The 14,050-nt window shown below is 71.2% G+C and carries 14 protein-coding genes; 11 read left to right on the top strand and 3 right to left on the bottom strand.

The genetic code is table 11. The annotated features are described in order from the left end of the window. Nucleotides 1-520 precede the first annotated feature (520 nt). Nucleotides 521-2,566 (bottom strand): phosphocholine-specific phospholipase C, encoded by a 2,046-nt coding sequence (locus P1P70_RS12655; RefSeq protein WP_319236913.1) that lies wholly within the window; start codon nucleotides 2,564-2,566, stop codon nucleotides 521-523. A 316-nt stretch (nucleotides 2,567-2,882) separates the two neighbouring features. On the opposite strand from P1P70_RS12655, the gene P1P70_RS12650 reads away from it, so the two are divergent. The 3 genes from P1P70_RS12650 to P1P70_RS12640 are packed head-to-tail and all read left to right on the top strand — an operon-like array spanning nucleotide 2,883 to nucleotide 5,121. Then, a complete protein-coding gene (locus P1P70_RS12650; protein ID WP_319236912.1) occupies nucleotides 2,883-3,947 on the top strand; it encodes an aromatic ring-hydroxylating dioxygenase subunit alpha in 1,065 nt (354 codons plus the stop codon). Then, on the top strand, nucleotides 3,944-4,159 hold the full coding sequence (locus tag P1P70_RS12645; RefSeq protein WP_319236911.1) for a hypothetical protein: 216 nt from the start codon (nucleotides 3,944-3,946) through the stop codon (nucleotides 4,157-4,159). Before P1P70_RS12650 ends, P1P70_RS12645 begins: the two co-directional genes overlap by 4 nt. Beyond that, nucleotides 4,156-5,121, top strand: a complete 966-nt coding sequence (locus tag P1P70_RS12640) for a PDR/VanB family oxidoreductase (RefSeq protein WP_319236910.1) — start codon at nucleotides 4,156-4,158, stop codon at nucleotides 5,119-5,121. Before P1P70_RS12645 ends, P1P70_RS12640 begins: the two co-directional genes overlap by 4 nt. Here P1P70_RS12640 and P1P70_RS12635 read toward each other — a convergent pair. After that, entirely contained in the window at nucleotides 5,072-5,308 is a 237-nt protein-coding gene (locus tag P1P70_RS12635) for a hypothetical protein (protein WP_319236915.1), read from the bottom strand. The genes P1P70_RS12640 and P1P70_RS12635 overlap by 50 nt on opposite strands. Nucleotides 5,309-5,760: 452 nt before the next feature. Between P1P70_RS12635 and P1P70_RS12630 the strand changes: the two genes are divergently transcribed. From P1P70_RS12630 to P1P70_RS12615, 4 genes are read left to right on the top strand one after another with little or no spacing between them, the layout of a single operon-like run. Then, on the top strand, nucleotides 5,761-6,729 hold the full coding sequence (locus tag P1P70_RS12630; RefSeq protein ID WP_319236909.1) for an ABC transporter substrate-binding protein: 969 nt from the start codon (nucleotides 5,761-5,763) through the stop codon (nucleotides 6,727-6,729). Continuing rightward, nucleotides 6,726-7,499, top strand: coding sequence for an ABC transporter permease (locus P1P70_RS12625; RefSeq protein ID WP_319236908.1), 774 nt, complete (start codon nucleotides 6,726-6,728; stop codon nucleotides 7,497-7,499). The genes P1P70_RS12630 and P1P70_RS12625 overlap by 4 nt, the downstream gene beginning before the upstream one ends. Then, nucleotides 7,496-8,272 (top strand): ABC transporter permease, encoded by a 777-nt coding sequence (locus P1P70_RS12620; protein WP_319236907.1) that lies wholly within the window; start codon nucleotides 7,496-7,498, stop codon nucleotides 8,270-8,272. The genes P1P70_RS12625 and P1P70_RS12620 overlap by 4 nt, the downstream gene beginning before the upstream one ends. A 26-nt stretch (nucleotides 8,273-8,298) precedes the next feature. Next, nucleotides 8,299-9,093: an ABC transporter ATP-binding protein gene (locus P1P70_RS12615; RefSeq protein ID WP_319236906.1), complete on the top strand. Its 795-nt coding sequence runs from the start codon at nucleotides 8,299-8,301 to the stop codon at nucleotides 9,091-9,093. Nucleotides 9,094-9,145: 52 nt separating this feature from the next. On the opposite strand, the gene P1P70_RS12610 is transcribed toward P1P70_RS12615, so the two are convergent. Beyond that, a complete protein-coding gene (locus P1P70_RS12610; RefSeq protein WP_319236905.1) occupies nucleotides 9,146-9,829 on the bottom strand; it encodes a hypothetical protein in 684 nt (227 codons plus the stop codon). 274 nt (nucleotides 9,830-10,103) lie between these two features. Here P1P70_RS12610 and P1P70_RS12605 point away from each other — a divergent pair, with 274 nt between their 5' ends. Genes P1P70_RS12605 through P1P70_RS12590 form a run of 4 tightly spaced genes read left to right on the top strand, consistent with a single transcriptional unit; the run spans nucleotide 10,104 to nucleotide 13,988 of the window. Continuing rightward, nucleotides 10,104-10,760, top strand: coding sequence for a helix-turn-helix domain-containing protein (locus P1P70_RS12605; protein ID WP_045556747.1), 657 nt, complete (start codon nucleotides 10,104-10,106; stop codon nucleotides 10,758-10,760). 32 nt (nucleotides 10,761-10,792) lie between these two features. After that, nucleotides 10,793-11,323: a toxin-antitoxin system, toxin component gene (locus P1P70_RS12600; RefSeq protein WP_319236904.1), complete on the top strand. Its 531-nt coding sequence runs from the start codon at nucleotides 10,793-10,795 to the stop codon at nucleotides 11,321-11,323. Between the two features lie 39 nt (nucleotides 11,324-11,362). Further along, nucleotides 11,363-12,571 carry an MAB_1171c family putative transporter gene (locus P1P70_RS12595; RefSeq protein WP_319236903.1) on the top strand — a complete coding sequence of 403 codons (1,209 nt, stop codon included), beginning with the start codon at nucleotides 11,363-11,365 and terminating at the stop codon, nucleotides 12,569-12,571. Further along, nucleotides 12,555-13,988, top strand: coding sequence for an FAD-dependent monooxygenase (locus P1P70_RS12590; protein WP_319236902.1), 1,434 nt, complete (start codon nucleotides 12,555-12,557; stop codon nucleotides 13,986-13,988). Before P1P70_RS12595 ends, P1P70_RS12590 begins: the two co-directional genes overlap by 17 nt. Nucleotides 13,989-14,050: the final 62 nt, after the last annotated feature.

The following is a 14,050-nucleotide window of genomic DNA, read 5'->3' as shown; positions in this document are numbered from 1 at the left end:
GTGGTGTGGCGGGGGGGCTGCTCGCGGGGACGGGCGCCCTGGTGGCGGCGCGGGGTGTGGTGCTGCTGACCCGGGTGACCCCGGAGGTCGCGATCCCGCCGGTGGCCGCCGCCCGACCGGCCCGTCCCGCACCGGCGACCGAGGACCACCCTGTGGCGGCGGTCCTCGCCCTGGAGCCCCACCGCCCCGACGGAACCGTCGTTGCTGCCCCGTCTGCCGGGCTCCCCGACACCGGGGCACCTCACGGCGCTCTGAACAGGCGGGGGCGGGCGCAGCCAGGACGGCGGCGGACGCGCCCCTGGGGGCCGCAGGCCTCCAGGGGCGCAGGCCTCCAGGGCCGCAGGCCTCCAGGGCCGCAGGCCTCCAGGGCCGCAGGCCTCCAGGGCCGCAGGCCTCCAGGGGCGCAGGCCTCTAGGGGCGCAGGCCTCCAGGGGCGCAGGGGACTGCGCGATCAGCCACAGCTGGCCGCTCGCCGCCCGCTCGCCGCCCAGTCACAGGTCCCCCGAGCGCTGAGGGCGCCCTACCTCGCTCCCAGCGCCGGATCGCTCACCCCGGGCCGCCCGTTCTCCACGTGTCCGGCGAACCTCCGGAGGAAACCCCCCTCGCCGGTGACCGTCAGGTCGTACCAGCGGCGGCCGGCCCGGAGGTCCACGAGCTGCCGGACCTTCGCCCCGGCCCGCACCCGGACCGTACGGGCCCGGCCTCCGTACGCGCTGACGACCTTCAGACTCACCGCCGCGGAACCCTTGTTGGTGAAGGTCAGCTCCACGTCCTCGCCGACGTGCCGCGCGGTGACCTCGGGTCCACGCGTCTTCCCCGGCCCTTCGAAGACCCGCAGGAAGCCGTTCGGCCCGTGCACCGTCAGGTCGTACGAGCCCCCGGAGGCCGCGGTGTCCCACGTGTCCGACACGGCCCGGCCGGCCTCCGTGGTGTACGTCCACGGCCCGTCCGTACGGTTCCCCGAGGTGACGAGGAACGCCGCGCCGGCCTTGCCGCCGGAGGCGAACGTGAGGGTGAGGGTCCCGGCCTTCGGATCGGCCGAACCGTCCACCCGGGGCGCGTACTTCAGTGGCCGGGCGGGCCGCAGCCCCCGTTCCTGCCGCGGCATGCTCGGATCCGCCGGCACGGTCGGCCGGTAGTCGGGGTGCCGCTCCCGGTCCGGCGGCTCGTACGCGTCCGTGTCCGGCAGCGCGGCGGGCCGGCTGTCCTTGCGGGAGAAGTCGAACGCCGAGGTCAGGTCACCGCAGACGGCCCGCCGCCACGGTGAGATGTTGGGTTCGCGCACCCCGAACCGCCGTTCCATGAACCGCAGGATCGAAGTGTGGTCGAGGGTCTCCGAGCAGACGTAACCGCCCTTGCTCCAGGGGGAGACGACCAGCATCGGCACGCGCGGGCCGAGGCCGTACGGACCGGCGACATGGGTGGGGCTGCCCGCGAAGAGGTCGGGGCCGACGTCCACCGTCGACTTGCCCCGGGACGCGTCGCGCGGCGGCAGCGGCGGCACGAGGTGGTCGAAGAAGCCGTCGTTCTCGTCGTACGTGATGAACAGAGCCGTCTTCGCCCAGACCGCCGGGTTGGAGGTCAGCGCGTCTAGGACCTGGGAGATGTACCAGGCGCCGTAGTTCGAGGGCCAGTTGGAGTGCTCCGAGAACGCCTCGGGTGCGGCGATCCAGGAGATCTGCGGCAGACGGCCCGCCTTCACGTCGGCCTTCAGCAGATCGAAGTAGCCGTCGCCCGCCTTCGCGTTCGTACCGGTGCGGGCCTTGTCGTACCACGGGTCGCCGGGCCTGGCGTTCCGGTACCGGTTGAAGTAGAGCAGCGAGTTGTCGCCGTAGTTGCCCCGGTAGGCGTCGGCTATCCAGCCCCAGGACCCGGCCGCGTCCAGGCCGTCGCCGATGTCCTGGTAGATCTTCCAGGAGATCCCGGCCGCTTCGAGGCGCTCGGGGTAGGTGGTCCAGTCGTAGCCGACCTCGTCGTTGCCGAGGACGGGGCCGCCGCCCTTGCCGTCGTTGCCCGTGTAACCGGTCCACATGTAGTAGCGGTTGGGGTCCGTCGAGCCGATGAACGAGCAGTGGTAGGCGTCGCACACGGTGAACGTGTCGGCGAGGGCGTAGTGGAACGGGATGTCCTCACGCGTCAGGTACGCCATCGTCGTGGTGCCCTTGGCCGGCACCCACTTGTCGTACTTGCCGCCGTTGTAGGCGGCGTGCCCGTCCGGCCAGCCGTGCGGCAGGCCCTCCAGGAACTGCATGCCGAGATCGTCGGCCTCGGGGTGGAACGGCAGCACGTCCTTCGCGCCGTCCGACTGGTGCCACACGCTCTTCCCGTTGTCCAGCGTCACCGGATGCGGGTCACCGAAGCCCCGTACGCCTCTCAGCGAGCCGAAGTAGTGGTCGAAGGACCTGTTCTCCTGCATGAGGACGACGATGTGCTCGACGTCCTCGATCGTGCCGGAACGATGGTGCGCGGGCAGCGCCGCGGCCCGCTCGATACTGGCCGACAGTGCGCTGAACGCCGTCGTGGCGCCCGCGACCTGGAGGAATCGCCGCCGGTTGACTTCAGGCATGGGTGGATGACCTCTTGTCCTGACGTGGTGCGTCGGAAGTGACCTGCGCGCTGGGGGTGCTTCGAGTGTCCCGGGGCATGGTCCAAGAGGAACGAACGCCGGGGAAGGGTCCGTGGCGCGGGTGTGACGCGCCGGCGGCCGCCGCGCGAACAGCGCCGGGCGGGCGCACCACGGCCGGGCAAAGCCGTGCGCAGCGGCCCTTCCGTCTGACGGAAGCGGTATTGCCCGGTGCCGGGCGCGGTCAGGAATGTGGTGGCACGCGGGGTGACGTGGCTCCGCTCACAGGGTTCGCAAGGTTCTCAGGGACGGGATCGCCATGCCTCACATGACCGCCTTCGCCAGGAATCAGTGGTACGTCGCCGCCTACGCCGAAGAGGTCGGCCGGGAGCTGCTGGGTCGGACGATCCTCGGGGAGCCGCTCGTCTTCTACCGGACGGAGGAGGAGGGGACGCCCGTCGCGCTGCACGACCGGTGCGTGCACCGCCGGTACCCGCTGTCGAAGAGCGGGCTGGACGGGGACCGCATCGTGTGCGGCTACCACGGGTTCACGTACGACACGACGGGCGCGTGCGTGTACGTGCCGGGGCAGAAGCGGATCCCGCGGACGGCCCGCGTGGCCTCCTACCCGGTGGTCGAGCAGGACTCGCTGATCTGGGTGTGGATAGGCGACCCGGCGCTCGCCGACCCGCAGACCATCCCGCGCGCGAAGCACCTGGCCGCCCCCGGCTGGACGACCGTGCGCGGTATGGAGCCCATCGACGCCGACTACGGCCTCCTCGTCGACAACCTGCTCGACCTCTCCCACGAGACGTATCTGCACGGCGGCTACATCGGCACCCCCGAGGTCGCCGAGACGCCGATCACCACCGAGGTCGACGAGGGCGCCGGTGTCGTGCGGGTCAGCCGGCACATGGACGACGCCGAGTGCCCGCCGTTCTACGCGAGGTCGACCGGCATCGAGGGACGCATCACGCGCTGGCAGGACATCGAGTACTTCGCCCCGTGCCTGTACCTGCTGCACAGCCGGATCGCGCCGGTGGGTGTGCTCCCCGAGGCGGACGGCAGCGACCCGAACGGCTTCCACACCGAGATCACCTACGCGATCACCCCGTCGTCCGACGGCAAGGTGTACGACTTCTGGATGGTCTCCCGGGACTGGGCGACCGACGACGACGAGGTCACCGAGTTCCTCAAGGGCAACAACCACACGGTCGTCATGCAGGACGTCGTCGCGCTGAACCTGCTCCAGGAGACGCTGGGCTCCGAGCGCACCGGCTACCAGGAGCTGAGCATCAACATCGACACCGGTGGCCTGGCCGCCCGCCGCATCCTCGCCCGGCTGGTCGAGCAGGGCGAGAAGCCGGTGGAGAAGGTCCAGTGAGCACACCGCCCACCTTCCGGACCGGGGAGGTCTACCGCATCGCCTGGCTGCCCGGCACGGACATCCTGCACGGCACCTGTCACTGCGGGCGCGAGCACACCGCGCAGGACCCCATCGAGATGTGGGAGTGGATGCTCGCCCACCCGCAAGGACACGAGCCGCAAGAACACGAGCCGCAAGGCGTGGAGCCACACCAAGGAAACAGCTCATGACCTCGTCCCCCACCTCGGCTTCCACCTCCTCCGTCTACGAGGCCGAACTCGTCGTCGACAGCCGGGAGTTCGCCGCCGACGGCGTGCTCGTCCTCACCCTGCGGCATCCGCTGGGCGAGGAACTCCCCGTCTGGGAGCCGGGCGCGCACATCGATGTGCTGCTCGGCCCCGGGCTGGAGCGGCAGTACTCGCTGTGCGGTGACCCCGCGGACCGGCACACCTGGCGGATCGGGGTGCTGCGGGAGCCCGACGGGCGCGGCGGATCGGCGTACGTGCACACGGAGTTGGCGCGCGGCGACAAGGTCCGCGTGCGCGGACCGCGGAACAACTTCGCGCTGGAGCCGGTGCCCCGCTACCGGTTCGTGGCCGGCGGCATCGGCATCACCCCCATCCTGCCGATGCTGGCCGCCGCCGAGGCGGCCGGCGCGGAGTGGTCGCTGCTGTACGGCGGACGCAGCCGTGAATCCATGGCGTTCCGGCAGGAGTTGAGCGCGTACGGGGAACGGGTGACGGTCGCCCCGCAGGACGAGACCGGGCTGCTCGACCTCGGGTCCGTGCTGGACGGGCTGCCCGAGGACACCCTCGTCTACTGCTGCGGTCCCGGACCGTTGCTCGACGCGGTCGAGGAGCGGTGCCCGGGCAGGGCGCTCCGGGTCGAGCGGTTCCGTCCGAAGGAGCAGGAGACCGGCCCGGACGGCGAGTTCGAGGTCGTGCTGGAGCGGACGGGGAAGACCGTCACGGTTCCCGTCGGGGTCTCCGTGCTCGACACCGTGCGTGCCGCCGGGGTCGAGGTGCTGTACTCCTGCGCGGAGGGCACGTGCGGGACCTGTGAGACGGACGTCCTGGAGGGCACCCCGGACCACCGCGACTCGGTCCTCAGCGAGGAGGAGCGCGCGGCCGGGGAGACCATGCTCATCTGTGTGTCCCGCTGCCAGGGTTCACGGCTGGTGCTCGACCTGTAGCGGCGGTGGCGGCGGCGCTGGGGCGACCGGCCGGGCCGGGGCGACGCAGGGGGTCACGGCGTACCGCCTCCACCGGGGTACGGCCGGCGTGGACGGGGATGTTCACGGCGGCCACCACCTCGCCGTCCCGGCCCCGCACCGGCGCGGCGCGGCGCGACGCGGCGACCGAGCGGAGCCCCTCCTCCAGTTCCTGGTCGACCAGGGCGTACCGTTCCTGTGGACTGAGCGGGAGTGAGTCCGTTCAGCCGCGCGCCCCGAACGGTCTTGGGCGAGCTGGTCCCAGGTCGCACAACCACGCTAATCCAAGCGGCCGCCCGGATGACCGCGAGTCCCCGCTCGAAGGACCGGACGAAGTGCGGTTCGCGGGCCGCGCCGAACCGGTCTCGATCTGCCCTCGTCGCCTCCACGCCTCCAGGAAGACGCACGGAGACGCCCGGCACGTGCGATCCGCACGCACGGTGGTGCGATCCGTACACACGGTGGTGCGATCCGCGCACGCTAGGAGCACGCTTCCGAAACCGTCAACGACCTTGCGCAGAACGGGCATTGACCCGCCCGCGACGAAGCTCTACGTTCCCGCTGTGCACTGCTGTGCGGTGTACGCACACGTCGTCGAGCACCTTTCCACTAGGGGGAGCCATGCGTCGTCTGCCCATCGGCCTCGCGGCGGGCGCTCTGTTACTGGCCGCCACGGGCTGCGGTTCGTCCGACTCCTCGGGGTCGAGCGGGGCCGGCGCGTCCGGCGGTACCACCACCCTCAAGGTCGGCATCATTCCCATCCTGGACGTCGCTCCGGTCTACCTGGGTCTGAAGAAGGGCTTCTACGCCGAGCGCGGCCTCGAGCTGGAGCTGACACCCGCTCAGGGCGGGGCCGCGATCGTGCCCGGTGTCGTCTCCGGCCAGTTCCAGTTCGGGTTCAGCAACACGACGTCGCTGCTCGTCGCCCAGTCCAAGAACGTGCCCGTCAAGGTCGTGGCGAACGGTGTGGCGTCGACGGCCGAGGAGGGTGCCGACTTCTGCGGCATCACGGTGAAGAAGGACAGCCCCATCAAGTCCTCCGACCAGTTGGAGGGCAAGAAGGTCGCGGTCAACACGCTCAACAACATCTGTGACACCTCGATCAGGGAGTCGATCCGCAAGGCCGGCGGCGACCCGTCGAAGGTCGAGTTCGTCGAGATGCCCTTCGACCAGATGCCCGCCGCGCTCGACAAGGGCCAGGTCGACGGGGCCTGCACCCCGGAGCCCGCGCTGGCCATCGTCAAGGCGGCCGACGGCCGGTCCATCGCGTCGAACTTCTACGACGTGGACCCGAACCTCACCGTGGCCATGTACTTCACCTCCCAGCAGTACGCCCAGAAGAACCCGGAGCTGGTGAAGAAGTTCCAGGAGGCGACCGTCGAATCCCTCGAGTACGCCGACAGCCACCCCGACGAGGTCCGCGAGATCCTCACCACGTACACGAAGATCCCGAGCGACCTGCTGGACAAGCTGACCCTGCCCCACTTCCCCGCGGAGCCCGACCGCCCCTCCATCGAGCGGCTGGCCGAACTCGGCGTGCAGGACGGCCTGTTCGACAAGGCCCCGGACCTGGACAAGCTGCTGCCGTGAGGACGGGCAACACCGCACTGGGCGCGGCCGGCCTCGTGGGGTTCCTCGCGCTGTGGGAGGCCGTCCCCCGGGTCGGCGTCGTCAAGGACGACTACTTCCCGCCGGTCAGCCGGGTCGCCGGCGCCCTCGGCACCGAGTTCGCCGACGAGGCGTTCTGGACGGCGCTCGGCGACACCCTCACCGGCTGGGCGGTCGGGCTCCTGATCGCCGTCACGGCCGGGGTCCTGGTGGGGGTCGTCATCGCCGTCGTGCCGTACCTGCGCGAGGTGACGTCGTCCACGATCGAGTTCCTGCGCCCCATCCCCTCGGTCGCCCTCATCCCGCTGGCGGTCCTGCTGTACGGCAACGAACTGCGGTCGGTGCTGCTGCTGGTGGTCTACGCGTCCTTCTGGCAGATCCTGATCCAGACCCTGTACGGGGTCCAGGACGTGGACCCGGTCGCCGAGGAGACCGCCCGCTCCTACGGCCTCGGTACCTGGGCGCGGATCCGCCACGTGCTGTGGCCCACCGCCCTGCCGTACGTCATGACGGGCGTCCGGCTGGCGGCCGCCGTGGCGCTCATCCTGGCCGTGACCGCCGAACTCGTCATCGGAGCACCGGGGTTGGGGCAGCGCATCGCGGTCGCGCAGACCTCGCAGGCGGTGCCGGAGATGTACGCGCTGGTCGTGGTCACCGGGCTGCTGGGGCTGCTCATCAACGTGGGGGCGCGGACGGTGGAGCGGCGGGCGCTGGCCTGGCACCAGTCAGTGCGCGGGGAGGTGGCGGTGTGAGCCGTGTCCTGCTCCGGCTGCTGTTCGTCGTCGCCCTTCCCGCCGTCCTGGTCGGCGTGTGGTGGCTGGTGTCGGACCAAAGCACCGATGTGTACTGGCCGCCGCTGCGCACGATCCTCGCCACGTTCCCGGACGTCTGGACGGCCGAGCGGCTGCGCGCCGACGTCCTGCCCAGCCTGCTGCGCCTGACAGCCGGGTACGCCCTTGCGGCGGTCGTCGGTGTGGCGGTCGGCACGGTCATCGGCTCCTACCGGCGGGTGCGGGCGGTCTGCGAACCGGTCCTGGAGTTCCTGCGGGCGGTACCGCCGCCGGTTCTCGTCCCGGTCATCGTGCTGTTCGCGGGCATCGGCGACACGATGAAGATCGCCGTGATCGCGAGCGGCTGCGTCTGGCCGATCCTGCTCAACACGGTCGAGGGCGTCCGCGCGGTGGACTCGGTGATGGCGGAGACGGCCCGGTCGTACGGCATCACGGGTGCGGCGCGGCTGCGGAACGTGGTGCTGCGCTCGGCGAGCCCGCAGATCTTCGCCGGGCTGCGCCAGGCGCTGTCCATCGGCATCATCCTCATGGTCATCAGCGAGATGACCGCGGCCAGCAACGGACTGGGCTACACCATCGTCCAGTTCCAGCGCGGTTTCGCCATCCCCGACATGTGGACCGGCATTCTCGTGCTCGGTCTGCTGGGGTTCGTGCTGTCGGTCGTCTTCCGGCTGGTCGAGCGGCGCGTGCTCGGCTGGTACCACGGTCTGCGCGCGTCCTCCCGGCGGTCGTAGTGAAACTCGAGAAGGGGCAGCGGGCGATGGATGCCTTGCTCGACGTGGCGGGTCTGAAGAAGGTCTACGAGGGTTCCGGGCGGCGCGTGGAGGCGGTGCGGAACCTCACCTTCACCGTCGACCCGGGTGAACTGGTCTGTCTGGTGGGCCCGTCGGGCTGCGGCAAGACGACCCTGCTGAAGTGCGTGGCGGGGCTGCTGAGACCGACGTCCGGTGAAGTCCGCCTGGGGGGTAGGGCGGTGGAGGGCCCGCCACCGGGCATGGCGGTCGTCTTCCAGGAGTACGGGCGCAGCCTCTTCCCCTGGATGCGGGTCCGCGAAAACATCGAACTCCCGCTCAAGCAGAAAAGGTTGAGCAGGGAGCGGCGGCGCGGACTGGTCGACGACGCGCTTGCCTCGGTCGGTCTGGCCGACGCCGCCGGCGCGTATCCGTGGCAGCTGTCCGGTGGGATGCAGCAGCGGGTCGCCATCGCCCGTGCGCTGGCGTACGAGCCGGACGTCCTGCTGATGGACGAGCCGTTCGCGGCGGTCGACGCCCAGACCCGCGCCGACCTGGAGGACCTCGTACGGGGGTTGTGGCGGGAGCGTGGGATCACCATCCTCTTCGTCACCCACGACATCGACGAAGCGGTGTACCTGGGCGAACGCGTCCTGATCCTCTCCGCCTCCCCCACCGTCGTCCAGGAGCAGCTGAAGATCGATCTCCCCGTTGAGCGCGACCAGTTGCACACCCGTGTGGCTCCGCGCTTCGCGGACTTGCGCACCCATGTGTACGAGCAGATCCAGGCGGCCAAACGGGGGATCCCGCTGGACAAGGGTTGACCTCCGGCGCCGTCGGCGACCTGAACGCCGGCGGCACCGGAGGGGGTGCGGCTCACCTCTCGGGGGAGGGCACCACGCTCAGGTGGGTCGATGCGGGGCGGCGGGGACGGCGCGTCCTGCGGGCGGGGTCGCCCGGGCGGCCCACCTCGCGCAGGACGAGGGTCATCCGGTGGTAGCCGAGGTCGCGGAGGGTGTCGGGGGTCTCGCCGACGACCCTGCAGAGGGTGGCGCCCCAGCGCGGATCGGGGTGGACCAGGGGCCGCACGGCGCCGTCGTGGCGGCCGGCGCCGGGTCCGACGGTGCGCAGCCAGTGCGGCAGTCCGTGGCGGTAGGCGGCGTCCATGATGGGGTCCTGGGCGATCTCCCGGCGGATGGACTGCAGTCCCCGGTCCTGGGGGTGGTGTTCCACGGCGGCGGCGAAGTGGGCGAGCATCGGCAGGCACCAGCTGGACTCGTGGTCACCGAGGACGGTGGCGGCGTCCGGGTGGAAGAGCACGAAGCGGAGGAAGTTGTCGTCCGGCATGGCGGTCGGGTCGGGTCCCACTCCGGTGAAGAGCGCCCGGAACGCGGCGTTGCTCAGGACGACGTCCCAGCGGTGGTCGAGGACGACGGACGGGAACAGGACGGAGTCCAGCAGTACGGCGTAGTCCTGGAGGTACGCCTGTGCTTCCTGGGCTTCGAGAGTGTCGGGGACGGGCCGCGGTACCGACCGCCGCCCTCCTGCCTGATATGCCATCGGGAGGTCACCCCTCTTGCCTATGCGGCCTTCTCGCGGCTCCTTGATCCTCCTGCCCCCGGCGGAGGCGTGTCAACTATCGTGGCATTCGACGACGGTTGACGGCTGAATCTCGCCACAGTTGTGGCGAGACCTGGATGTGAGTTCGACGGAACCGCTAGTCTCCCCGCAGTTCACGGTGTACTTGCCGGGACCAGGGTCTCGCGCCAGGCTTGGATCCAAGGATTCCGCAGTACCGCGAAATTGGCCTGAGAGAGACGTAGGAGATCTGTCGGTGACGGATGGCTTCGAGGTTCCGGACGCCGCGGCGACGGTTCTGCTGCCGGCCGTCGTGGCCCGTGTCACCGCGCTGGCGGACAAGTTGCGCGTGGGGCACGCGGAGGTCTTCGACACCCGGCGGCTCTCGGTGGCCTCGGGTGTGCCGGAGGCGGTCGTGAAGGCCCTGCTGAGCGGTCGGCGCGCCGGTGAGCCGGACGTCCAGGCCCGCTTTCTGCAGCGCCTCGACCTGCTGCGACGCACCCGGCTCAAGCCCAACGGCCGCAAGTACACCCAGCAGGAGATCGCCGACGGCGCGGGCATGTCGCGCCAGCAGGCGGGCGCCCTGATCAACGGTGACCGGCGCCCGACGATGGAGCACTGCGACGCCATCCAGCGCTTCTTCAGAGTGCACGCCGGCTTCCTCACCGCCGAGGATCCCGAGGCGCTGGCGAGCGCCCTGATGCGGACCGAGCAGGAGCTCCTCCAGCAGCTCGCCGACCGCGAGCGCGCGGCGGCCGAGGCCGCCGACGACCCGTTGCAGCGGCTGCTCCAGAACCACGGTGTGCGTTCCATCGCCTGGCGGGCGGCGCAGCTGCCCACCGACCAGCACCGCGACAAGGTCGCGGAGTGGTTGGACATGCTGCTGGAGAGCGTCAAGCGGCCCGAGTCCTGACCGGGGGAAGATCTGTGGGCATCGGAAAGGAAATGCGCCGCCTGTGCGGCGAGTTGGTCGGCGAACTCACGCTGCCGGCACCGGCGGACCCCGCCGACCTCTACAGCGCCCTGTGCGATGCCATGAGCAGACGCCGCGGCCGCCCCGTCCACTACCGCACCGCAGCCTTCCCGCCCGGTACGGCCAGTGGGCTGTGGCTGGACATGGCCGAACAGGACCTCGTCGTCATCGAGGAACGCACCGCGCCCGACCACCAGTTGGTGATCCTCGGCCACGAGCTGTGGCACATGCAGGCCGGGCACTGCGGGCAGCACGTGGACGGTGCCGCCGTCGCCGCGCGTTTATTGAGCCAGGACGCCGATCTGCGGGAGACCGTGCTGAGGGTCGCCGCCCGGACCCGGTTCGACCTGTCCGACGAGCAGGACGCCGAGAGCTTCGGGCTGCTGCTGGCCAGCAAGTGCCGTATGTGGCTGGCCGGTTCGGGGCTGCGCGGACCGGTGCGCCGCGATCACCTGGCGGGCCGCATCGGGGCCTCGCTCGGCTACCGCGGGCCGCAGGGCTGAGCGGCACCGGACGCCGAGACGCAGAGAACTCTCGAAGACATGGACGGGTCCAGCTACTACGTTCCGGCCGTCGCGATGACGATCGCGCTCGCCCTCAAGACGCCCGCGCTGCTGCGGAACTGGGGCGATCCGCTGATCAGATCCGTGTGCGCGCTGATGACCCTGGCCGCCCTGGTCTTCTGCTTCGCCGCCCCGCCGACGATCGTCGAGCTCAATCGCGTCACGGGCGTCACGAACGTCTCGGCCGCCGTCGTCTATCTGCTCCTGAGCGCGTTCAGCGGCTCCTGTCTGGTGCTGATCACCAACTGGCGGGGCGGCCCGCCGGAGACGACCCGTCGCCTCTCGCGCCGCTGGATCGCCGGGTACGGCGCGGTGTGCGCGGCGATCGTGGTGCTGTTCGTGCTCGGCGAGGCCCCCGTGGAGCGGGTGCGGGACTTCGACACGTACTACGCGGGCGCCCCGTTCCTGCGCGAGATGATCGTGCTGTACCTGACCGGGTTCATGGTCGCGGGCCTCGCGATGAACGTGATGTGCTGGCGCTGGGCGCTCCAGGTGCGCGGCTGGCTGCGCGCCGGACTGCTGATCATCGCGTTCGGGTTCCTGCTCAACGTCCCGTTCGCGGCGGTCAAGCTGATCGCCGTGGTGGCCCGCTGGCAGGGCGGCGACCTGGACTACCTGAGCACGTACGTCGCGCCCGTGCTGTCGTCCGTCGGCGCGCAGGTCTGCGCGGTCGGTTTCTGTCTGCCGCTGGCCGGGGAACGCCTCGGGGACTCCTGGACCATCTGGTCCATGTATCGCCGACTCGGCCCGCTGTGGCGGGAGTTGCGCCCCGTGTGGGCCCAGGCGAGCCACGAGGTGCGGATCTCCTGGTGGGCACCCGCCCGGCTCCAGATGACACAGCGCGAGTCCGACATCCACGACGGCATGCTCAGCCTGTACCCGTACTTCGACTCCGAGGTGCGGGCCAGGGCGTACGACGCGGCTGTCGCGTCGGGTTCGGAGCCCGTCCAGGCGCGGGCCGAGGCCGACGCGGCGATGGTGACGGCGGCGGTGCGGGCGAAGGCGGACGACCCGGAGGGCCGGGTCATCAGCTCGGCCCCGGCCGACGCCCCCGCCCCGCCGGCCGAGAACCCCCGTGACCTCGTACGGATGTCCATCGCCCTGCGTCAGTCACCCGTCGTAGCGGCCGCCCGCGAATGGGCCGCCGCGACCAGGTCAGGAAGCGACTTCCATGAGCGAACCCTTTAGGGCCCCCGGCGGTCCGCGCGACGGCGCGGCCACGACTCCCCGGCGTGCCGTCGTCGTCGGCGCGGGTCTGGCCGGTCTGCTGGCCGCCGCCGCACTGCGCGACCACGCCGAGGTCACCGTCGTCGAACGCGACGCGCTGCCCGAGGGGCCCGAGCCCCGCAGGGGCGTGCCCCAGGCCCGGCACGCCCATCTGCTGTGGTCGGGCGGGGCCCGGGCCATGGAGGAGTTGCTGCCGGGTGTCACCGACGCCTGGCTGGCGGCCGGCGCCCGGCGCATCCCGTTGCCGACCGGGCTGGTGTCCCTGTCGCCGCAGGGCTGGGTACGTCGCTGGCCGGAGATGGAGTTCATGATCGCGTGCAGCCGTGATCTGCTGGAGTCGGTCGTCCGTGCCCGGCTCGTCGCCGACCCCCGCGTCACCGTGCTGGACCGCACCGAGATCCTGGGTCTGGCGGGCGACGCCTCCCGGGTGACGGGCATCCGGCTCTCCTCCGCCGACGGTGAGGAACGGGTGCTCACGGCCGATCTGGTGGTGGACGCAGCGGGCCGCGGTTCGCGGGGCACGGCCTGGCTGGACGCGCTCGGGGTGGCGCCCGCGCCGATGGACGAGGTCGACTCCGGTCTCGTGTACGCGAGCCGGATCTTCCGGGCGCCGGCGGGCACCGAGGAGTACCCGGTGGTCAATGTGCAGCCGGACGGCTCGCAGCCGGTGCCGGGGCGCAGCGCGACGCTCGTGCCCATCGAGGACGGGCGCTGGCTGGTGACGCTGTCGGGCACCCGAGGGGGTCAACCGACCGCGCGAGCCGAGGAGTTCGAGCCGTTCGCGCGGGACGTACGGCATCCGGTCGTGGGCGAGCTGATCTCCCGCGCCGAGCCCCTGACGGACGTCGTGGTCACCCGCAGCACCATCAACCGGCGCCGCTTCTTCGAGAAGGTGTCCGGCTGGCCCGACGGTTTCGTCGCGATCGGCGACTCGGTCGCCACGTACAACCCGATCTACGGCCACGGCATGTCGGTCGCCGCGCAGAGCGCTCTCGCGCTGCGGGAACGGGTGGCCGCGCTCGGCCTCACGGCGCCGGGGCTGGCGCGCCGGGTGCAGAAGGCCGTGGCGAAGCCGGTGACCCTGGCCTGGGAGCTGGCGACGGGCACGGACATCCGTTACCCGGAGGCCATCGGCAAGCAGCCGAACGCGGCGCAGAAGCTTTTCGGGCGCTACGTGGAGCGGCTGATGCGGACCGCGCTCGGCCGGCCCCTGGTCTTCCGGGCGTACCTCGGCGTGGTCACCCTCACCGCACCGATCGGCGCCCTGGTCCGGCCGGAGGTCGTCCTCGCGGTGCTGCGCGGCCCGGTCAAACCCCCGTTGACGGAACCGCCCCTGACGGAGGATGAGCGAAGGACGGTGCTGGGAACGGGCTCCTAGGGCGACTCCCGCGCGAGGGAGAGCGGGATTGTCAGTGGTGGACGGCAAGCTGGGAGTGTGCC

It is taken from the genome of Streptomyces sp. MB09-02B (genome assembly GCF_033794485.1).
GTDB lineage: Bacteria > Actinomycetota > Actinomycetes > Streptomycetales > Streptomycetaceae > Streptomyces.
This window is presented reverse-complemented; position numbering and strand designations above follow the sequence as displayed.